Genomic DNA, 21,770 nt, shown 5'->3' on the forward strand with positions numbered 1-21,770 from the left:
TTAGCTAAAACCGATTAAAAAACAATTTTTTCTGAGTTCAAATCAAGCTTCAAAAAACTAATAAACACAAGAAATACAGCGCAATAGCTAAAACTTCATCCTTTGAATACGCACTGCATTAAGGATAGCCAAAAACGCTACGCCAACGTCTGCAAAAACGGCTTCCCACATGGTAGCCAAGCCACCAGCGCCTAAAATCAAAACAACTGCTTTTACACCAAATGCCAAACCTATATTCTGATAAACTATCTTCTTCGTAGCACGACCGATTTTAATGGCAGTAGCAATCTTACTTGGCATATCGTTTTGTATCACAACATCCGCAGTTTCTATGGCAACATCACTTCCTAAAGCACCCATTGCCATCCCTACATCGCTTAATGCTAAAACAGGAGCATCGTTAATCCCATCGCCCACAAAAGCAACCACCCTATTTGGTTCAGCTTTTATCTTTTCTAGTTGAGCAACTTTATCTTCCGGCAGTAGATCTCCGTGTGCTTCATCCACTCCCAAATCTGTTGCTACTTTTTGTGTAATGGAAGTTTTGTCGCCACTAAGCATGACGATTTTATTTACTCCAACAGCATGTAAAGCAGTAATAGCCTGTTGAGCGTCTGTTTTAGCTTCATCAGCAATGGTTACAAAACCAGCATATTTTCCATCAATAGCCAACAGTACGGTAGTTTCTACTTTCTCATCAACTTCATTAGGATAAGCAATACCAAATTGTTTAAGCAACTTGCCATTCCCTGCCAATACTTCATTACCATTAATTTCAGCTGCTAATCCGTGACCAGCGATCTCCCTTACATTTCGGATTTTCAGCAAATTATCAGCGCCGCTATATTCCACAATTGCTTTGGCAATCGGGTGTGTAGATTGACTTTCAATACTAGCCAGATAACTGATAAACTCCTTTTCAGGGATTTCACCTTGTACTTCCTTAACCTTGAAAACTCCTTGTGTTAAGGTTCCTGTTTTATCTAGAACTACCGTATTTACTTTTGTGATTAAATCCAAGTAATTAGAACCTTTAAACAAAATACCGTTGGCAGATGCAGCTCCAATTCCTCCGAAATATCCCAATGGGATTGAAATGACCAAAGCGCAGGGGCAAGATATTACCAAGAACACTAAAGCACGGTACAACCAAACATTGAAATCGTAATTGGCGACAAAAAAGTAAGGCAATAAGGTTAAAGCGACTGCCAAGAAGAATACTATTGGGGTGTAGATTTTTGCGAACCTGCGTATCAACAATTCTGTTTTAGCCTTTTTCGCACTAGCATTTTGTACCAAGTCTAAAATTCTCGAAAGTGCGCTGTCTTCAAATTTCTTAGTAACCTTTAGCGTAATCACCCCCTCAAGGTTCAGCATTCCAGCTAGTACTTGCTCACCTTTTCTGATTGTTTTAGGTTTGCTTTCTCCTGTTAAAGCCGCAGTATTAAAACTTGCACTTTCACTTTCTAACTCTCCATCTAAAGGTGCTTTTTCTCCGGCTTTCAACTGAATAATTTCTCCAACAGCTACTTCTTTGGGATTTATGGAGATGTATTTGCCGTATCTGTAAACGGTTGCCGTATCTGGTCTTACATCCAATAAAGCTTTAATGTTATTTTTTGCCCTACTCACTGCAGCTCCCTGAAATAATTCTCCAATGCTGTAAAACAACATCACCGCAACAGCTTCTGGATATTCGCCCAAAGCAAATGCGCCAATTGTCGCCAATGCCATTAAAAGAAATTCTGTAAAAATATCGCCTTTGGCTATGGTAGCGAAAGCTTCTTTAACTACTGGCCAAGCTACAGGGATATAAGCAAGTAAATACCAACCTAATCTTAAATATCCTTGAAAAAAAGAAAGCGAGAAATGATCAAACACTATTGCAATCAGCAAAAGCACTAAGCTAGCTATTGCAGGTAAGTATGTTTTAAATGACGAAGCGTCACCATGATTGTGATCATGGTCGTGGTCATGTCTGTCGTTAGGTTTTTCGTGCTGGTGCTGATGTCCGCAGCATCCATCCGTATGATGTTGATGTGGTGCCATATCCTTGTTTAGAATTATTCAAAACTACGTTTTTTCTACACTGTAAAGTTTTAATTATGTCACATTATTTTTTTCGCTGCACAATAAAAAGTGTTAAATAATGTTAAATGAGTATAAAAACAAATCAGCATGAAAGCGTTCAGATTGTCTTCTTTCACCAATGAGTTTCTTCGGAAAATAGGATTGACCAAAATTTACGACTGGTTCAATAAGTAATATTTCTATTAAGAATACGAATAGGTTTTTCTTTTTCTCTAACTTCATCTTTCTAATTTATTACAAAAGATGAATATCAATCAGTTTAAAACTTTTTTTGCAGCCCTTGGAGTTGTTTCCGTAAGCGTTGCAAATGCACAAACTCCGATTAAAAAATTTATCGACCCTGCTAACATGGACCTTTCCGTAAAGCCAGGAGATGATTTTTATGCTTATGCAAGTGGTGTTTGGGTGAAAAACAATCCTGTTCCAGCTAAAGAAACTCGTTGGGGTTCGTTTAATGAGCTTCGTGATTTTAACGTAAATGCGGTAAGAGGTTTAGTAGAAGCTGCTGCTGCAGATAAATCTGCTGCTGCAGGTTCGGTAACTAAACGCGTTGGCGATTTCTACGCCGCTGCAATGGATAGCGTTACTATCGAAAAATTAGGCTTCACTCCTATCAAAGGTGAGCTAGAGAAAATCAAGCAGTTAAACAACTTACAAGGTATTTTAGATTACACTACTTACTTACGTTCTAACGGTATTGGTGGTACTTTTTATGGCTTTGGCGTTGGGCAGGACAGAAAGAATGTAAACAAGTATATGGTGAATATCTCTCAAGGCGGAACAACCCTTGGCGATAGAGATTATTACTTGAAAGACGATAGCCGTAGCGTAAAAATTAGAGAAGCGTACGATACTTACATGACTACGCTTTTCAAGCTAATCGGTTACACAGAAGCTGTTGCTCAACAAAAAGCTAAAACTGTTTTCACTATTGAGAAAACTTTGGCGGAGGCACAAATGAGCCGTTTAGAAATGCGTGACCCTTACAAAACCTACAACAAATTAACTGTTGCAGATTTTGATAAAATCACGCCAAACATCAACTGGAAAAACACGTTAACACAACTAAAAGTTACTGGACAAGATACCGTTTTGGTAAACTCTCCTGCTTTCTTCAAAGCTTTAAATGGTTTATTAACCTCAACTTCTGTTGCAGATTTGAAAACTTATTTAGAGTGGAATATCTTAAAAGGCGCTGCAGGTAGCTTAAGTTCGCCATTTGTAAAAGCGAACTTTGCTTTCACACAGGCGCAAACCGGACAAAAAGTTCAAACCCCACGTTGGCAACGCATGTCGTCGTTAACTGACGGTGTTTTAGGCGATTTATTAGGTCAGTTATATGTAGCTAAATATTTCAAACCTGCGGCAAAAGCTCGTATGGATGAGTTGATTGCGAACCTACGTAAAGCTTTCGAAATTCGCATTAACGGTTTAGAGTGGATGAGTGCCGAAACTAAGCAAAAAGCTTTGGCAAAACTTCATGCCTTTAGACCAAAAGTAGGTTATACCACTAAATGGAGAAACTACGATGGCTTAGTAATCAACAGAGCTACTTATTTCCAAAACTTGCGTAACGCAAGCAAATGGGCTTACAATGAAAACATTGGTCAATTAGGTAAACCTGTAGACAGAGAGCGTTTCGGCATGACACCTCCAACGGTAAATGCTTACTATAGTCCAACTTTAAATGAAATTGTTTTCCCAGCAGGTATCTTACAATTCCCATTCTTCCATCCAGATGCTGATGACGCAATTAACTATGGTGGTATTGGTGCGGTAATTGGTCACGAAATGAGCCATGGTTTTGACGACCAAGGTAGCCAATACGACAAGGATGGTAACCTAAAAAACTGGTGGACAGCTGAAGACAGGAAGAAATTTGACGAGAGAACAAAACAATTGGGCGAGCAATTTGACAAATACACTGTTTTAGATACACTGCATGTAAATGGTAAATTTACCATGGGCGAAAACATTGGCGATTTAGGTGGATTAAATGCTGCTTACACTGCTTTTAAAATGACTAAACAAGGTCAAAGCAATGAGAAAATTGATGGTTTTACGCCTGATCAACGTTTCTTCTTAGCTTGGGCACAAGTTTGGAGAGGTAATGCTTTGCCAGAAACAGCTGCGCAGTTGATTAAAACAGATCCACATTCTCCAGGACAGTACAGAACTATTGGAGCGCCAGTAAACATGGATGCTTGGTACAATGCATTTGATGTAAAACCTGGTGATAAACTTTACAAAAAACCAGAAGATAGAATTAAACTTTGGTAAGTTAATTTGATGATTTGACAATTAGCTAATTCGATAATTTTTGAATTGGCTAATTGTCTTTTCATTTTAACGGCACTAGCTAATCATCGCATCAGCTAATGATCAAATATATTTAGCTTGCACTTTCTTCGGCAATTTTGCCAACACTAACTCTCTCGAACGTTCTACACGTTTCTTCAGTTCTACATCATTCAAAACATCCAAATTTTCTACTTGCACCCATTGTCTTTTGGCCAAATGGTAAGCTTGTTTGATACCGTCTCTAGCGGTCAACTCATCAAATTCTTCTGGCGTGCATTTGGTAGAAAATCTATTTCCGTCATCAATTGCTAGAATGACGAAGATTTTCTCTTCGATCATAAAACAGAGATGATCCCATTTCATACCCTCAGTAGTTCCAGGTAAACTCAAACAATATTCTCTAAAGCTTTCGATATCCATAATTTAAAGATAAGCACCAAATCCAAAATTCCAATAATCAAGCTATTTAGAAAAGCAAAAACAATGCTACTATTGTCGCTAGTCCCGCCATGCGCTTTACTTCTCCCGATGAAACCTGTGCAACAAGCAAGCACACCACACATAAATAAAAATAGGTGCTTAAATCGGGATACGTGTTCGCTACTGTCGGGTTTAAAACGCAAGTGCTGTGCACAGATTTAAGTTCAACAAACCCGATTGAAGCGGAAATACTTTTGTAGGAGAAAAACCTTATAGGTTTCCTTTGCTCAATGTCAATTTAAACCTATAAGGTTTGTGATGGAAACAAAAGATTGTAGCGGAAAGCGGGGCAACAGTTCCCGAAACACTCAAAATTTACATTTCTCAAATCTCCTAACAATAAACCATTTAACAATCCAACAATTAGCTTAATTTTGCTCCATGAACATCCTTACTCCCACTGCCGACGGTTCAAACACTTTATTCAACGAAGAAATTGGTGAACATTACCACTCATCTCACGGTGCCCTGCAAGAAAGCAAGCACGTCTTTATAGAAGCCGGTTTAATGCATGGATTAGAAAAATTTGACAAACCTGAAATTGATATTCTGGAAGTTGGATTTGGTACAGGCTTGAATTTTTTATTGAGTTATGCAAATTGCGAGGATGCCAGCAAAAAATTAAACTATCATTCTATTGAAGCATTTCCTTTATCAGCAGAAACTATTGCTTCCACAGGATATCATCAATACGTCCCACAATTCGTTTGGAATAGTTTTTTTGAGAAGTATGAAACAGCGATCAACAGTGCAGCTGAACTTTCCGACAATTGTTCGTTAGAAATAAGCCATACTACACTCCAAAACTTCGGTACCGAAAAACGTTTTGATGTACTTTATTTTGATGCATTTTCAGTTAGGCACCAACCAGAGCTTTGGACCAACGAAATGATTGCTCATGCTTGTAGTTTTTTAAAACCAGGGGGTATTTTTGTAACCTACGCTATTACCGGAAATTTAAAAAGAGCAGTTAAAAGTTGTGGGTTTAAGATTGAAAAATTACCTGGAGCACCTGGCAAAAGAGAAATGTTGAGAGCGATTAATGTATCTTAAAATAAAAAGAGCCGATTATAAAAATCGGCTCAGTTCAAAAATATATTAACTAACCTTCTATTTTTGCTGTTTTAAAAACTCAATCATGGCATCTAATTGAGGCATTGCTTTTTCTCCCTCATTCCCAACTTTCTTAAATCTAATTTTGCCATTCTTATCTAAAAGAAACGTGGTAGGAATTGTATTTACATCTAATTTTGCATTTAACTTTTTATCCTCATTAAAATAGAAAGGAAAAGTGAAGTTTTTGTTTTGGTTTACCCAAGTAGAAGCATCTTCAAATGTATTACCACTAGCGGTGTTTAAAATCACAAACATCACATCTTTGTCGTCTTTGTATTTATTGTAGATGACCTGTAAATACGGAAAGAACTCGATACACGGTTTGCACCAAGTAGCCCATAAATCAATTAGCACTATTTTTCCTTTCAAATCTGCGGCAGTTAGAGGCTTTTTGTTCATATCCACAATTTGAAAATCTGGGAAATTTTTGTCTAAAACAATTTTCTTTAAGCTGTTAAAATGGCTTGCTTTCCATTCCTTATCCAAAACAAGTAGTTTAGTTTTGACATCGGCCTCTGTTCCACCGTTCGCTAAAATACTTTCTTTTAAAAGAGTTGTTGTTGCGCTATCGAAAGGAGTTAATTTATATGCATTACCCAACATCTCTGTAGTCGCTGCTTTGTCTCCCATGCTTTTGTAAACATCGGCTACTTTCAGCAGCAACTCTTTAGATTGCAGGGTCGTTCTTACTTCACCTAACCATTTCAGCGCTTCAGCTTTATCGCCTAATTTGTAACTTAAAATGCCCTGCATAGCTTTTAATTCGCTTTCTGCTTGCTTTAAGTTCTCTGCTTTTTTCTCATCGAAACCAATTAAATAGCCTGTTTCTGGAAAAAAACGAATTACCGAGGTTGGGTATTTATCTACGTTCTTTAAAATATAAGCATTCAGTTTCTTGGCAGAATCCAACAACATATCATTGCTTTCTAAAAACTTAACATGGTTATTATAATCTCTCCAACGGTACGGACTAGTATCGGCTTTAATAGTGTAACGATAATGAGCAAGCGCATTTATTTTATCCTTTTTTCTAATGTAATACCTAAAAAGATAATTATGAGCACTAGTATAGGATTTCTCATCTTCATTTTTTACCGTTTTTAATAGTTTTTGAAGGCTATCAACTACCAATACTTCGTTTTTAGTTTGCAAAAACTTACTTAAGTTATGCTCTTTAGCATAACTAGAATTTGGAAAATCTTTAGCCACAACTTGCCTAATAGAATCTACCTTTTGGTTTTCGCCAATAATTAAAAAGCCCATGGTAGTAGAGTTGATGTTTCCTCCAAAAGTGGGATTACTTCTAAATTTCTTCTCGATAACTGCGAGTGCTTTTTCGCGAGCGTCCCATTTTGCTTTTCCTTTAGATTTTTTCATATCGTAAGCCAAAATGCGTAATTGCGATTCGTAGTTTTCTGGATAAAGCGTAAGCTCTTTCTTAAACCACGCCAGTTGCTGTTGCTCGTAAGTTGGTGATTTTCTGTTCTGTGCCGACAAGCTATAGCCTTTGGCTAGGTAATTACCTTCTATCAACTTTCCATCTTTGTACACGAAAAATTCATAATGCGAAGTATCTGTCGGTTGTTGTACAAAATCCTTATTTACATCAGAAATGGTAAAAGAACCATACTTAGAATAGAATGGCAATTTAAAAGAAACATTCCACAAACCGTTTACCTTTTGCATTGGCAAACGATTTGGCATTTCGTAAAAATTGGAATACGTAAAATTGATGAACAGCTTCTTCACCGTATCGGGAATTTTACTTCCTTTTTGATTAAAAGTTACCGTTAAAACTTCTCCAGCTTGTGGTTGCGCTGGTTCCACTTTTACAAGTTCTTGTCCGTAAGCTTTTACGAACAAGAACAAAGTTGAAGCTAAAATAAATACCTTTAAATTAGTCATTTGGTTTTAAGTTAGGGTTAGTTTTCATAATTTCATCATGTATAGGAATCAACATATCTGATGCAGTAAAGCCATTACCTTTAGTTACCGAAAGCACTGCCACAGCACGATTGGTGCGCACTAAATCAAACCAACGATGGCCCCATTCGCCAAATAATTCGAAATGTCTTTCTTTTTCAACAGCTAATAAAGCGTCAGCCTTATTTAAAGTGTTACTTAACAAAGTTACACCGGCTCTGGCTCTAAGTACATTTAAATCATCAACCGCTACTGATAGCTTAGCCGCAGTACCTATGTTTGCTCTCGCTTCCGCCCTAATTAAATATTGCTCGGCCAAGCGTAAAACTGTATTATATTCTGCTACAGGCGTTGATGTTCTGACCTTATATTTAGATGGATAACTATATGGTACTCCATTAAATGGTTGCTCTTTTGTCCAGTTTACCTTACGTTTATCTGTACCTAGAACTGTACTTTCAAATGCATCCAATGTTTTTTGGTAAACTCTATACAAAGGATTAACCGTAGCACTTGTTGGCACGATACTAAAACCTTCCCAAGTATTTACGCCAGCTGTAGACGTATTTACTGTTTGTAATTGCCAAATAGCTTCCTCGCTAGTCTTTAAAAATACGGAGTTTAAATCAGTTGGGATTTTATATCTCGTATCGGCTATTACGGCACTTGACGTTGTTTCTGCTAATTCCCATTTTTGGGTATACAAATAAACTCTTGCTAATAATGCTTGTGCAGCTTTTTTATTAGGCCTAACTCGTTCTGTACCCACATAAGGGTCAGTTAAATTGGCTACGGCATCTACTAAATCTTGCGTGATAAAATCGTAAACCTCTTGCTTACTAGATTGAGGCAAGAGATTATTTTTAAACACATCCGTATCTTTCACAAGCGGAACTTTATTAAAAGTATTTACCAAATAGAAATAACAGAATGCTCTTACAAATTTTGCTTCTCCTATGAGCTGCGCCTTAACAGACGTGCTTAAAGTTGAATTTTCTACACCTTCTATGACTTTATTAGCCTGACCAATGTGTGCATAGGGCTGGCTCCATAACCTATCTAAAAAACTAGTACTAGATAATAGTGCATTATCTTTAAATGCATCGTAAGAGCCAGCAGCATAAAGATAATCGTCTGCAGCGATTGATAGAAGCGTAGATAACAGGCCACTCCCAAATTGAGAGTTAAAGCCATTCATGCTGGTATACATACCTATTACGGTTGCATTTGCAATTTTTTCATCTTGAAATGCGGTTTCGGCAGCAACTTGATTTTTAGGAGAATCAACTTCCAAAAATTTTTCGCACGATAGCAAACTAACACTCGTTGCAATAATATATAGTGGGATAAATTTAACTTTCATTGTCTTAATTTTATTAACAGAAGTGGGTAACTTCCATTTATTTTTGAATACACTTTTCATTTTGAACCTATTTTGAATCCATTAAAAAGTCATTTGTAAACCAAACGTAAATGTTCTCATAGTTGGCGTACTAGATGTTTTTGATGACCCAAAAGGATTAGCTTGCGATACAAACGATCTATCAAAACCTTGAATTTCCGGATCTAAACCTCTAAATGATGTCCAAGTGATTAAATTTTGTGCATTAAATGTAACGCTTGCTCTTTTAATACTAATTTTTTCAGTCCATTTAGAAATATCGTAAGCCAGTGAAACATTTTTCAACCTAATATAAGAAGCATCTTCCCATGCTGCACTAGAATATCGGTAGTTACTAGTGTACCTTGTGTAAGCCAAAGATGTAGTTAGTGTAGATGCTCTTGGTATATCGGTAATATCTCCAGCTTTTCTCCAACGGTTTAAAACAGAGGTATCAAAATTAGTGAGACCACCGAGGTTGCCCGCTAAAGGTCCATAGGCTAAACCTGGTCCTTCTTGCTTCACAAATTGAAACAGAAAGCTGAGCGTTGCACCCCTATAGGAAATAGTATTATTTAATCCTCCGTAAAATTTAGGCATTAAATCACCAAGTACCACTTGATCTGCCACGGATAGCGTATTGTCTCCATTGAGATCCAAAAACTGTGAAACACCGGTAGCTGGGTCAACACCCGTGAATTGGTAGCCTTTTACTATTCTGGTAGATTCGCCAATTACGTACCTTGCCGCATCGCTAGATTTAGCTAAATCTGGGTACTCCAATAATTTATTTTTCGGAATAGAAAGATTGATGCTAGAAGTCCATTTAAAATCACTTCGATTAATGTTAGTTGAAGATAAATCAAACTCCCATCCAGAATTCTGAACAACTGCGGGCAAATTTCCATTGTAGCTGCTAAATCCTGTTTGAGGAGCTAAAGTAATATCCACTAGTTGGTTTCCAGAACGATTGTTGTAATAAGTAGTATTAAAGAAAATTCTATCCTTTAAAAAACCTAATTCTAAGCCAATTTCTCGTTTTGTATTTTCTTCCCAACCATATGTTGGATTAAAAATTCTTGCTGGAGATAGTCCGACGATGGTTTGATATGGAAAAGAACTAGAACTCCAAGTATCTAAATATTGATAATTACCAATCTGATCATTACCCGTTAAACCTATACTAGCTCTTAGTTTACCGAAGCTGATAATTTTGCTGTCTTTCAAGAAGTCTTCGTTACTAAACAGCCATCCCGCACCTATCGCACCAAAATTACCGTATTTGTTTCCTGGACCAAATCTAGAAGAACCATCTCTACGTCCTGAAACATTTAGCAGATATTTACCGTCGAAACTGTAGTTTATCCTACCAAAAAAAGACTGATATCGATAATCGGAGAAACTGAAACTACTTACCCTTAAGGCGCCAGCGGCAGCCATATTTTCCAACTGAGCGTCGCTTGCGTAACCAGTCCCTAACAAATTATGTCCATCATTTATACTTTTTTGCCATGTACCCCCTAATAATACTTTAAGTTCATGCTTATTAAATGATTTAACATAGTTTAGCTGAGGTTCTACGATATAAGAATTGTAATCAGAAAACCCGTATGAAGCTTGATTAGAGGTAGCCGAAACAGGGTTAAATCCTTTAAACGGTAAAGTTTGAACCTGATCCATCTTTTTCAAGTTATAGCCAAAGCTAACCTTCGCTTCTAATTCTGGAAGAATTTGATAGGAAACCACTGTATTTGCTAAAAGTGATTTAGACTGAGATGTAGAAGTTCTTTCCATATAAGCGTATGGATTCTGTATCGAATTACCAAACCAATAATAGCTGCCATCTGGATTGTACAAGTAGTAATTAGGAGCTAAATTATAGTACTGCGCTAAATCCGTTGGAACAGTATTATTCTTATCTGTCGCATAATTTACACTGGCATTTAATTTGAACTTTCCGTTTTTAGATTGGCTGCTAATATTAAACACTCCGTTTATTCTATTATAATCTTTATTTCCAGGCAACGGATCGCCTTGATTGGTGTAGTTACCACTAAATAAATATTTAATCTGATCAGAACCGCCGCCTACGGATAATTGATAATTGGCAAAAGGTGCAGAAAAACCATACAATTTGTCTTGCCAATCATTGTAATCTGTTTGGCTCCAAGTAAGCAAATCTGGTGCATTAGTTATCGTTGGTGTATTAGCATCGTTGGCGAATCCTTCTCTTCTTAACTCTAAAAATTGCTGCGTATTTAACATCTCTAATGTTTTAACAGCTTTAGAAGCACCTAAGTTAGCTCCAAAATCTACTTTCAAATTTCCAGCTTGACCTTTTTTTGTAGTGATTAGAACAACACCGTTTGCGCCACGAGATCCGTAAATAGCTGTGGCATCTGCATCTTTTAAAATATCTATACGTTCAATATCTTTAGGATTAATCATTGCCAATGCACTTTGACGACCGTTAGCAGCTATAAACTGGTTCATATTGTCATCAGAGAAAGGCACACCGTCGACAATATAAAGAGGACTATTGCCATTAGTTAAAGAATTAGCGCCACGTAATTGGACATTAAACCCGCCACCCGGCAAACCGCTGTTCGAAGAAATCATTAAACCTGAAGCTCTGCCTTGCAACGCCGCCAAAGGATCAACTACTGGCTGCGTTTCTAGATCTTTAGCTGTTACGCTCGAGATAGAACCAACGTTGTTCCTGTTGGTAGATGTACCATAACCAACTACCACAACTTCATCTAATTTGCTTAAATCTGGAATAAGAACAACGCTTACGTTATTTCCTTCTAACTTAATTTCCTGTGTTTTGTAGCCAATATATAATACTACTAAAACGTCACCAGCATTAAATCCGGTAATATTGGCCTTACCCTGTTCGTTAGTACCAAAAACACTAGGCTTATTTTTAATCTTTAAAGTTACACCAGGAATAGGTTTATTGGCTTCATCCAGCACTGTTACTATAATGCCATCTTGTACTGCTTCACCAGCATTGGCATTCTTACGTTTAACTACAATAGTGTTATCAAAGGTTTGATATTTCAGCTCACTATTTTTGAAAATCTGATTAAGAACAACATCTATACTCTTATCTTTTACATTAACATTGTAAAGTGTATTATTGTTAATTTCATTAGGATCGTATATAAATCGAAATTTTGAATGACCCTCAATTTCTTTGACCACTTGCTGAAATTTAGCATTTGTGAGATTGAGGGTTAAATTTTGAGCTGCTGCTGCCGGCCCAAAATAGGCCAACAAACTAAGCAATAAGTAGATTTTTATTTTCATAAAAAAGGTTTAGGTTAATAATTTGTAATGTTATAATAGTTGGTTGTTGGAGTGGTTGTTTATGGAATCAATGCTAGATGCACACCCTCCTTTCTATACTTAATACCTGAAAACTCTAGGATGGCCAACACTTCACTAAATGGTTGTTTTCTAGCGATTTTCCCTGTAAGCGTTTTATTTTTATATATGGGACTTATTTCAAAACTGAAATTATACCACCTCGACAAATCTTCAAGAATTTCGTTTAATGGTGTATTTGAGTATTCAAAATAACCAGTTTTCCAAGCATACTGTGTTTCTGGTTTTTCTACTTCAGTAATTGATGAAGCCCCTGTTACATCATCTCCCTCATAAAGTTGATTAGGCTTTACTAAAGATTGTCCATCTTTCTTAGAAACACTAATAGAACCTTCTATCAGAAATGCTTTAACTCCTTTATTTCCGCTGTAGTAGTTTACATTGAATTCAGTACCCAAAGCTTCAATTTTTGTTTTGGCAGCGAAAACCCTAAATGGTTTGGTTTTGTCTTTAGCTACCTTAAAATATGCTTCTCCTTTTTTAAGCTTTAGGTCTCGATAGGTTTCATTAAAATTAGCCGGAATGACGATCTCACTATTTGCATTTAACCAAATTTCACTTCCATCCGTTAAAACAGCATGATATTCTTCACCAATTTGCGTAGTAATAGACATTTCCTCAGTTCCGCTTAACTCAGACATCATGCTTTTAACATCCGAATTGCCATAAACGATAGAACTATTGGAAGCCACCATCACTTGGGCTTTAACCTTTCCACTTACAAAGTTGCTTTTTGCAATAGAAGTGTGTTTGTTTGCATCATTATTAAATTGATAAATGGCAAAAGAGATACTTACCAATACGGTGATAGCTGCTGCCGCCTTTAAAAAGGTGAATCTTGAATTAGGTCTCCGATGTATCCCTTGATTAATCCCTGTCCATATCTGGTGATTTATGGAATTTAACTTTTCTACATCTGACACCTTCGCCTGCTTACTTTGGGTGTATTTATTATACCAAAGTTCTACGTAAATCTTTTCTTCAGAAGTACATTGATTATCAGCATATCGTTTTAATAATTCGTTGGTAATTTTAATAGACATATTATTGTTTGGCTAAAAACAATAATAAGACAGCTATAAAAAGAAAAGGTAGTACTTGATATGAAGAAATTTTTCTCGCATTAATTGCAATGCCCTGCTTACCTGTTTTTTTACAGTATTTTCTGCAATCTCAAGCTCGTCGGCAATTTCTTTATACGATTTGTTTTCAAATCGACTTTTTCTAAAAATAGCAGCCATTTTCGGAGGCAAACTATCTATTTCTGCGTTAATTTGTCTAGCTAGTTCTTTTTCAATTAGAAAAACATCGGGTTCATTGAAGCTTTGACTTTTGGGCTGGGCTTCCTGATATCTTTCATGATCCACGATAACTTTTTTGTGCGCCAGATAGTTTATTGCTCTATTTCTTACGGACGCATACAAATAAGAAGAGTAAGAAGTATTGATCCCTACGCTATCAAAATTATGCCAGAGATTAGTAAAAACTTCTTGCACAATATCTTTTGCGTCATCTTCATCATCCACTATCTTAAGTGAGTGCAAATAAAGCTTCAGCCAATGATTTTCATAGACCTCCTTAAATAATCTCTCCTTAAATGCTTCTTTATTCATCTAAACGTTACAATAGAATAGTAATGGTGCGAGCGCTAGATATTGGCGAATATGATATTTACAACAAAACTACAAAAATCTACTATAACAGTAGACTTTTTTAATACTTAGTTATTAGAGTTCATTCTTAAAAGTTAAGAAAAGTTACTAACCAAAACAACTTTCTATCTACTCTAATGTTTAACTTTACAATTAAATTTAGTTAGCAGCATATGCAAATACAATTACCATTTATAGTTAGGCTAACATTTACTTTGCTATCCATATTATTGCTGGGTTATCTTGCGATTATTGGCAAAAGCATACTTTCGCCGCTTCTATTTTCTTTATTGTTGGCATTTTTGATGTTGCCGCTAGCTAACTTTCTAGAAACGAAGCTGAGATTAAAACGAAGTATTGCCACTATCTTTACAGTCATCATCATGTTGGGCTTGCTTTACGGAATTGGGCATTTTTTTGCCATTCAATTAAGCGAGCTTTGGGGCGATTGGCCATTGCTTGAAAAACAAGTGACTAACTCTTTTCACGAATTACAGCATTGGATTTCGAAGACTTTTCATGTCAACATTAGCAAACAGGAAACTTATTTAGCAGACAGTGCCGAAAAAGCATTGGCAACAAGTGCTACCGTTGTTGGTACTACGCTAATCACACTTTCTTCGAGTCTGTTGTTTATAGCATTCACCTTGCTTTTCACGTTCCTCATGCTTAATTACAGGCGATTGCTTTATAAATTCTTAAGTACTGTATTTATTGAAGAACACAGAGTAAAAGTAACGGAAACTGTAAACGAAATTCAGTATATTATTAAAAAATATATTACTGGCCTCTTTATCCAAATGGTAATTGTAAGTGTGCTCATGATACTTACGCTTTCTATTTTGGGTGTTAAATATGCTATCCTATTAGGTCTAGTAGCTGGTATTTTTAACATCATTCCTTATTTAGGAATTTCAATATCATTAATCATTAGCGTATTAATCACTTTTGCCACCGCTGGCGCAACTAAGGCTCTTTTTGTACTGTTCGCTTATGTGGGCATACACACTATTGACGGCAATATTTTAATGCCGCTAATCGTAGGTTCAAAAGTAAAAATCAATGCCCTAATTGCATTTATTGGCATTGTGGTAGGCGAAATGATTTGGGGAATTTCTGGAATGTTCTTGTGTATGCCTTATTTGGCGATGATGAAGATCATTTTCCAAAAAGTGGATGGTTTAGACGCTTGGGCAATCCTGCTTGGCGAAGAGCAAAAGATCTATCGCAAAAAGAAGAGAACATCCTTGTTTAAATCTAAAAAAACGATACAAACTGATGAGCGAGCAGAATAACCAATCTTCTAAATCGCCTCACATATTAAATACTTCTGCAAATCTTTTAGGTTTCTGCTTCGTGGTATTAACGTCTAGCAAAATCACTAAAATGAGTGAAGCTTCTTACATTGATGAAGGCGCAACCCTAGCAATTGTAAGTTTTATGAGCAGCTGTTTGCTTTCTTTTCTTGCCATCAGGAACAAATCACAACAACGCTCAACACGGTTAGAAAAACTGGCCGATGTTTTATTTCTTTGTGGATTGATTATCTTATTTCTAACTACCATACTGATTGCCTTTAACGTTATATAATTATGCCTGCTAATATTCCTCCTATAAGTTCTTCAACTCCCGATGGCGCCTTTTTACGCTTTTTAAATGTTTTAGATACGTTGCGCACTCAATGTCCTTGGGATAAAAAACAAACCATGGAAACCTTGAGACATTTAACCATCGAAGAAACCTACGAACTTTCTGATGCCATTTTGGATGGCGATATGCAGGAAATTAAAAAGGAGCTTGGTGATGTAATGATGCACCTTGTTTTCTACGCCAGAATTGGGGATGAGCAAAATCAGTTTAATATTACAGATGTACTGAACGGAGTTTGCGATAAATTGATTAGCAGACACCCTCATATCTATGGCGATATCGAAGTTGAAAATGAGGAGCAAGTGAAGCAGAACTGGGAAAAACTGAAACTGAAGGAAGGCAACAAATCAGTTTTGGGAGGTGTACCAACTTCATTGCCAGCGCTAGTAAAAGCTAGCAGAATACAGGAAAAAGCAAGAGGTGTTGGTTTTGATTGGGAAGAGAAACAGCAGGTTTGGAAAAAAGTAGAAGAAGAATTACAGGAATTTAAGGATGAATTTAATATCGTAGATGGTAAAGAAATTGATATCGAGAAAGCAGAAGGCGAATTTGGCGATTTACTTTTCTCCTTGGTAAACTACGCTCGTTTTATTGATATCAACCCTGAAAACGCATTAGAAAAAACCAACAAGAAGTTCATTAAACGTTTCCAATATTTGGAAGAAAAGGCAAAAGAAAGCGGAAAAGCTTTGCAAGATATGACACTTGCCGAAATGGATGTTTATTGGAACGAAGCGAAAAAACTGTGATAAAAAATTAACCACCTTAGACACTTTAGGGCGCCTAAGCTTAGATGAACTTAGCTGTCTTAGGTGTTGAAACGATATTTAGAGTATGGAAAAATATAACACCATCGACGAATACATTGCCAGCTTTCCTGTAGAAACTCAAAAAATTCTACAACAGCTAAGAGAAGATTTGCAAGAAATGGTTCCAGAGGCTAAGCAAAAAATCAGCTATGCGATACCTACTTTCACTTTAAACGGAAATTTAATTCATTTTGCTGGCTATAAAAATCATATTGGCTTATATCCAGGCGGTAAAGCTGTTGAAGTTTTAGCAGACGATTTAAAAGGCTATCATACATCCAAAGGAACAGTGCAATTTCCTATTGACAAACCTTTACCAATGGATTTGATTAAAAAGATAGTCGATTTTTGTGTGGTGCAAAATTTAGCGAAGCAGAAGAAATAATTTGATTTGCACTACTGTAAACAATTCTATCCTTTTCAAGGAGAGGGAGTTAGCAACCGCAAACTAATCCTCATCCTGCCAAAAACCACCTAACAAATCATCAGTATCTCTACGGTCTTTTTTAGTTGGCCTCCCCGCTCCTCGATCTCTTTGCAACGTTGGCGCATGAAATACCGATTTAAAAGCACGAGTTTCTTCAACTGGTGTTAGATCTTTGTACTTGGTTACAGCTATTTTAGCATCAGTTCTATTATAAGAAAAATCAACTACTTCTATTACTTTTCTTTCTGCACCTTTACTGATCTGATAAACGTCTCCAATTTTAACAATTGTTGAGGGTTTGATATTTTGCCCTTTTAATTTTACCCTTCCTGCTTTGCAGGCATCAGTCGCCAAGCTTCTAGTTTTAAAAACACGAATAGCCCAAAGATATTTATCGACACGTAGTTTCTCTGCTTCTCCCATGCTTCAAAATTAAACAAAATTTAGATTTACATATTGAGATTTGCACGCACATTTCAGCACATAAAACTTATTACTTACAACTTTACACTTTTTACCTTCAACTTTTAATTTATAAACGCTTATTTTGCATAAATTTTTAAAATACAATGATTGCCGAACTAAAAAAACAAATAGAAGAAGCTTGGGAGGACAGAGCTTTATTACAATACAAAGAATATTCTGAAGCCATTGAAACAGTTATTCAGAAACTTAATGCTGGAGAAATTAGAGTTGCCGAGCCGATCTTAAATGGTTGGGGAATTAACGAATGGGTAAAAAAAGCCGTTATCCTTTATTTCCCGATTAAGCAAATGGGCGAAACTAAAGCTGGTCCTTTTGTTTTCCATGATAAAATGGATTTAAAAACCGATTATAAAGAAAAGGGTGTACGTGTTGTGCCAATGGCAAGTGCTCGTTATGGTGCTTTTTTGGCTCCTGGCGTAATTATGATGCCTTCTTATGTAAATATTGGTGCTTATGTGGACGAAGGTACCATGGTTGATACTTGGGCTACAGTAGGTTCATGTGCACAAATCGGAAAACGTGTTCACTTAAGTGGTGGTGTTGGTATCGGTGGTGTTTTAGAGCCAGTACAAGCAGCTCCAGTAATCATCGAAGACGATTGTTTCCTAGGTTCTAGAGCAATTGTAGTTGAAGGTGTACGTGTAGAAAAAGAAGCTGTTTTAGGTGCAAATGTGGTATTAACTGCTTCAACTAAAATCATCGACGTAACTGGTGATACTCCGGTAGAATATAAAGGCATTGTTCCTTCACGTTCGGTAGTAATTCCTGGTTCTTACACTAAAAAATTCCCTGCTGGCGAATTTCAAGTGCCATGTGCTTTAATCATCGGCAAACGTAAAGAATCTACAGATAAAAAGACTTCTCTTAATGATGCGTTGAGAGAAAACAATGTAGCTGTATAAAGCTTAAAGGTGAAAGCAGAAAGCAGAAAACAAACTAATAAAGCCGAAAGCACTAAACTTGAGCCATCAAGCCTTAGACTTTCGGCTTTAGGCTTTAAGCTTAAAATTGGTTACGATGGCAAAAGAGCGGCAAATAACCTCACTGGACTAGGTAATTACAGTCGGTTTGTGATCGAAAGCTTAGCGCTCAATTATCCCGAAAACAAATATTTTGTTTATACGCCAAAAGTTGAGGAAAAACTCAAAGAAATTAGTGTTTTCTCATTAGCCAACGTCTTATTAAGCCTTCCTAAATCTTCGAAATTTCTTTGGAGAGCTCTAGGTATAAAAAAGCAATTACTTGCTGATAAAATCGATTTATTTCATGGTTTAAGTCATGAAATCCCGTTAGGACTGCGAAAATCCAATATCAAATCTATTGTAACTATACATGATTTGATTTTTCTCAGGAAACCTAACTATTATAAATTTATAGATAGAAAAATCTACGAATTAAAAAGTAGATATGCCTGTAAAAATTCCGACAGAATCATCGCTATTAGCGAACGAACAAAGTTGGATATTATTGAGCTTTATCAAATTCCAGAAAAAAAGATAGACATCGTTTACCAAGGTTGTGAAGAGGCTTTTAAAATAAAGGCAAGCCCCTCTAAATTAGCAGAAGTTAGAGAAAAATATCAACTTCCAAATCAGTTCATCTTAAGTGTTGGAACTATTGAGGAAAGAAAAAACCTAAATTTAGCTATCGAAGCTTTGTCTACAGCTGCTACTTCTCACCCATTAGTTGTTGTAGGTAAAACCACAACTTATCTCGAAAAAGTAAAGCAGTCTATCGAAAAATATCAGCTGCAACACAGGGTAATTTTCTTGCATAATGTTACCTTTAACGACCTACCTGCGGTTTATCAATCTGCATCTTTATTTGTCTATCCATCATTTTATGAAGGTTTTGGTATACCTATTATTGAGGCAATTAATAGTGAGGTTCCAGTTATTGCAGCTAGCGGTTCTTGCCTAGAAGAAGCTGGGGGGCCAGATAGCATTTATGTTTCGCCTAGCAATCCTAAAGAACTTGCTTCGGCAATAGATAAAATACTAGCAGATGAGAACCTCCGACAAGAGATGGTTAAAAAATCGTTGAAATACGTCCAAAAGTTCAACAATGATTTTGTGGCCAAGGAAGTAATGAAATGCTATCAGAAAGCCTTCTCAGAAAAGATATAGCTTCAATTTACCACAATAAGCAAGCATTTGCTTAATTTCGTCCTCCAACAAATCCCTAACAAATGAAAGTTGCCGGTTTTACATTCATCAGAAATGCAGTAAAAAACGACTATACCATAGTTGAAGCGATAACTTCGATACTGCCAATTTGTGATGAATTTGTGATAGCACACGGTAATTCGGATGACAACACCCTAGAACTTTTAAAGAGCATAGCTTCTGATAAAATACGTATTATTCAAACCACTTGGGATGATAGTTTAAGAGAAGGCGGCCAAACATTCGCTTTAGAAACAGATAAAGCCTTTAATGCCATAAGTAAAGATGTAGACTGGGCTTTTTATATACAGGGTGATGAGTGTGTACACGAAAAATACCTGCCTGTCATCAAAAGGGAGATGGAGCTTTGTTTAGAGGATAAAAAAATTGAAGGACTACTTTTCAATTACAAACACTTTTATGGTTCTTATGATTTTGTAGCTCACTCTAGAAGATGGTACAGAAGAGAAGTGAGAATCATCAGAAACCTTCCTGGCATGCATTCTTACAAAGATGCGCAAGGATTTAGATACAATGATAGAAAAGTAAAAGTGAAGCACATTGATGCCTACATTTATCATTATGGATGGGTTAAACCACCAGAGGGATTGACAAATAAAGTGCGAAACTTCAATAAATTTTATACAACCAATGATGAATGGATAGAGGAAACCTATCCAGAGTTTACCGCCTTCGATTACAAAAATGCTGATGAACTATATCATTTTTCAGAAACGCATCCTCAAACTTTTTTATCGAGAGTAGAAAAAAGCAACTGGAAGTTTAATTTTGACCCTACTAAAGCAAAAAATAAATTGCCTTTACGTAGAAAAATACTAGCTTGGATAGAGAAGGTATCGGGCTTACGCCTATTTGAATATAAAAACTATCAAAAAATTGCTTAGAGGATGAATAATAAGAAAAGTATATCGGTTATTCTCCCCAATTACAATGGCAAGCATTTGATGGAAAAATTCATCCCATCAACCCTAGAAGCTCTAGCTTTAAGCCAAGTAGAATACGAATTTATAATTATAGACGATTGCTCTAAAGACGAATCCGTAGCTTTTATCGAGGGTAATTACCCAAATTTCATACTCCTAAAAAATGAAATAAACAATGGCTTCTCTAAAACTTGTAACAAAGGAATAAACCATGCAAGTAAAGATCTGATATTTCTGCTGAATTCTGACGTACAGCTAACCCCATCTTATTTTGAGAACCAGTTCCAATATTTTTCTGACATAAATACATTTGGCGTAATGGGGCGCATTATGAATTTTGATGGAAAAAATATAGAAGATACAGCCAGGTTGCCTTATTACAAAGGAGGAAAGTTCAAAGCAAATAAATTCTATTATACTGAAGGTGACAGCAATACGTTCACCACCTATTTATCTGGCGCAAATGCACTAATAGATCGAGAAAAAATACTTTTACTCAATGGCTTCGACGAAATTTACTCTCCATTTTATTTCGAGGATTTCGATTTAGGCTTGAGAGCTTGGAAAATGGGATGGTTTTGTTATTACGACCACCAATCTTACTGCTATCATCAAGTAAGTTCTTCAACAGGTAAGGTTAATAAAGGCAACTCTGTTAAGGTTATTTACAATCGCAATAGTTTCTTATTGCAAAGCATACATCTAGAAGGAACAAAAAGAGTTCTTTGGTTCGTACAGTTGTTGACTTTAACGCTTTTAGGTCATTTGTTAAAAGGAGAGTTTTGGATTTTAAAGAGCTTACGCGAATTTATAGCACAAAAAAATAAAGTTGCCCAGTCTAAGTTTGCAACTCAAAGTTTGCAAAGAAAACTGGGCTCAAACTACAACCTTAACCATATTATTGCAACAATAGGCAAATCAATTGTGAATAAAAATGTAAAGTGGCTATAACTGC

Annotated in this window: 18 protein-coding genes; 10 read left to right on the top strand and 8 right to left on the bottom strand. The window is 36.3% G+C overall.

The genetic code is table 11. The features are described 5' to 3' along the window. Positions 1–87 precede the first annotated feature (87 nt). Positions 88–2,049, bottom strand: a complete 1,962-nt coding sequence (locus tag CRO54_RS08855; RefSeq protein ID WP_097131095.1) for a heavy metal translocating P-type ATPase — start codon at positions 2,047–2,049, stop codon at positions 88–90. 285 nt (positions 2,050–2,334) lie between these two features. On the opposite strand from CRO54_RS08855, the gene CRO54_RS08860 reads away from it, so the two are divergent. After that, entirely contained in the window at positions 2,335–4,371 is a 2,037-nt protein-coding gene (locus CRO54_RS08860) for a M13 family metallopeptidase (protein WP_097131097.1), read from the top strand. Between the two features lie 102 nt (positions 4,372–4,473). Here CRO54_RS08860 and CRO54_RS08865 read toward each other — a convergent pair whose 3' ends face one another. Further along, complete coding sequence (locus CRO54_RS08865; protein WP_097131099.1) at positions 4,474–4,812, bottom strand: MmcQ/YjbR family DNA-binding protein; 339 nt, start codon at positions 4,810–4,812, stop codon at positions 4,474–4,476. 441 nt (positions 4,813–5,253) lie between these two features. Between CRO54_RS08865 and mnmC2 the strand changes: the two genes are divergently transcribed. After that, entirely contained in the window at positions 5,254–5,925 is a 672-nt protein-coding gene (mnmC2, locus tag CRO54_RS08870; RefSeq protein ID WP_097131101.1) for a tRNA (5-methylaminomethyl-2-thiouridine)(34)-methyltransferase MnmC2, read from the top strand. Positions 5,926–5,982: 57 nt separating this feature from the next. On the opposite strand, the gene CRO54_RS08875 is transcribed toward mnmC2, so the two are convergent. From CRO54_RS08875 to CRO54_RS08895, 5 genes are all read right to left on the bottom strand, one after another. After that, on the bottom strand, positions 5,983–7,893 hold the full coding sequence (locus tag CRO54_RS08875) for a TlpA family protein disulfide reductase (RefSeq protein WP_097131103.1): 1,911 nt from the start codon (positions 7,891–7,893) through the stop codon (positions 5,983–5,985). Next, positions 7,886–9,274 carry a RagB/SusD family nutrient uptake outer membrane protein gene (locus CRO54_RS08880; protein WP_171047866.1) on the bottom strand — a complete coding sequence of 463 codons (1,389 nt, stop codon included), beginning with the start codon at positions 9,272–9,274 and terminating at the stop codon, positions 7,886–7,888. The genes CRO54_RS08875 and CRO54_RS08880 overlap by 8 nt, the downstream gene beginning before the upstream one ends. Before the next feature lie 81 nt (positions 9,275–9,355). Next, complete coding sequence (locus CRO54_RS08885) at positions 9,356–12,604, bottom strand: TonB-dependent receptor (RefSeq protein WP_097131107.1); 3,249 nt, start codon at positions 12,602–12,604, stop codon at positions 9,356–9,358. 59 nt (positions 12,605–12,663) lie between these two features. Then, positions 12,664–13,725, bottom strand: a complete 1,062-nt coding sequence (locus tag CRO54_RS08890) for a FecR family protein (RefSeq protein ID WP_097131109.1) — start codon at positions 13,723–13,725, stop codon at positions 12,664–12,666. A gap of 33 nt (positions 13,726–13,758) precedes the next feature. Continuing rightward, positions 13,759–14,295: an RNA polymerase sigma-70 factor gene (locus tag CRO54_RS08895; RefSeq protein ID WP_097131111.1), complete on the bottom strand. Its 537-nt coding sequence runs from the start codon at positions 14,293–14,295 to the stop codon at positions 13,759–13,761. 212 nt (positions 14,296–14,507) lie between these two features. Between CRO54_RS08895 and CRO54_RS08900 the strand changes: the two genes are divergently transcribed. From CRO54_RS08900 to CRO54_RS08915, 4 genes are all read left to right on the top strand, one after another. After that, positions 14,508–15,629, top strand: coding sequence for an AI-2E family transporter (locus CRO54_RS08900; RefSeq protein ID WP_097131114.1), 1,122 nt, complete (start codon positions 14,508–14,510; stop codon positions 15,627–15,629). Next, the gene (locus tag CRO54_RS08905) at positions 15,613–15,924 is read left to right on the top strand and encodes a hypothetical protein (protein ID WP_097131116.1); all 312 of its coding nucleotides are present in this window, start codon (positions 15,613–15,615) and stop codon (positions 15,922–15,924) included. The genes CRO54_RS08900 and CRO54_RS08905 overlap by 17 nt, the downstream gene beginning before the upstream one ends. Before the next feature lie 2 nt (positions 15,925–15,926). Then, positions 15,927–16,733, top strand: a complete 807-nt coding sequence (gene mazG, locus CRO54_RS08910) for a nucleoside triphosphate pyrophosphohydrolase (RefSeq protein WP_097131118.1) — start codon at positions 15,927–15,929, stop codon at positions 16,731–16,733. A gap of 85 nt (positions 16,734–16,818) precedes the next feature. Then, entirely contained in the window at positions 16,819–17,178 is a 360-nt protein-coding gene (locus tag CRO54_RS08915; RefSeq protein ID WP_097131119.1) for an iron chaperone, read from the top strand. A gap of 63 nt (positions 17,179–17,241) precedes the next feature. Here the strand turns inward: CRO54_RS08915 and CRO54_RS08920 are convergent, their stop codons facing one another. Then, complete coding sequence (locus tag CRO54_RS08920; protein WP_097131121.1) at positions 17,242–17,643, bottom strand: RNA-binding S4 domain-containing protein; 402 nt, start codon at positions 17,641–17,643, stop codon at positions 17,242–17,244. Positions 17,644–17,789: 146 nt separating this feature from the next. Between CRO54_RS08920 and CRO54_RS08925 the strand changes: the two genes are divergently transcribed. The 4 genes from CRO54_RS08925 (at position 17,790) to CRO54_RS08940 (ending at position 21,766) form a co-directional block, all read left to right on the top strand. After that, positions 17,790–18,608 carry a 2,3,4,5-tetrahydropyridine-2,6-dicarboxylate N-succinyltransferase gene (locus CRO54_RS08925; protein ID WP_097131123.1) on the top strand — a complete coding sequence of 273 codons (819 nt, stop codon included), beginning with the start codon at positions 17,790–17,792 and terminating at the stop codon, positions 18,606–18,608. A gap of 9 nt (positions 18,609–18,617) precedes the next feature. Continuing rightward, positions 18,618–19,832: a glycosyltransferase family 4 protein gene (locus CRO54_RS08930; protein ID WP_097131125.1), complete on the top strand. Its 1,215-nt coding sequence runs from the start codon at positions 18,618–18,620 to the stop codon at positions 19,830–19,832. Between the two features lie 62 nt (positions 19,833–19,894). After that, positions 19,895–20,776 carry a glycosyl transferase gene (locus CRO54_RS08935; protein WP_097131127.1) on the top strand — a complete coding sequence of 294 codons (882 nt, stop codon included), beginning with the start codon at positions 19,895–19,897 and terminating at the stop codon, positions 20,774–20,776. 3 nt (positions 20,777–20,779) lie between these two features. Next, a complete protein-coding gene (locus CRO54_RS08940; RefSeq protein ID WP_097131129.1) occupies positions 20,780–21,766 on the top strand; it encodes a glycosyltransferase family 2 protein in 987 nt (328 codons plus the stop codon). The last annotated feature ends 4 nt before the right edge of the window (positions 21,767–21,770 follow it).

Source organism: Pedobacter xixiisoli (genome assembly GCF_900215335.1).
GTDB lineage: Bacteria > Bacteroidota > Bacteroidia > Sphingobacteriales > Sphingobacteriaceae > Pedobacter > Pedobacter xixiisoli.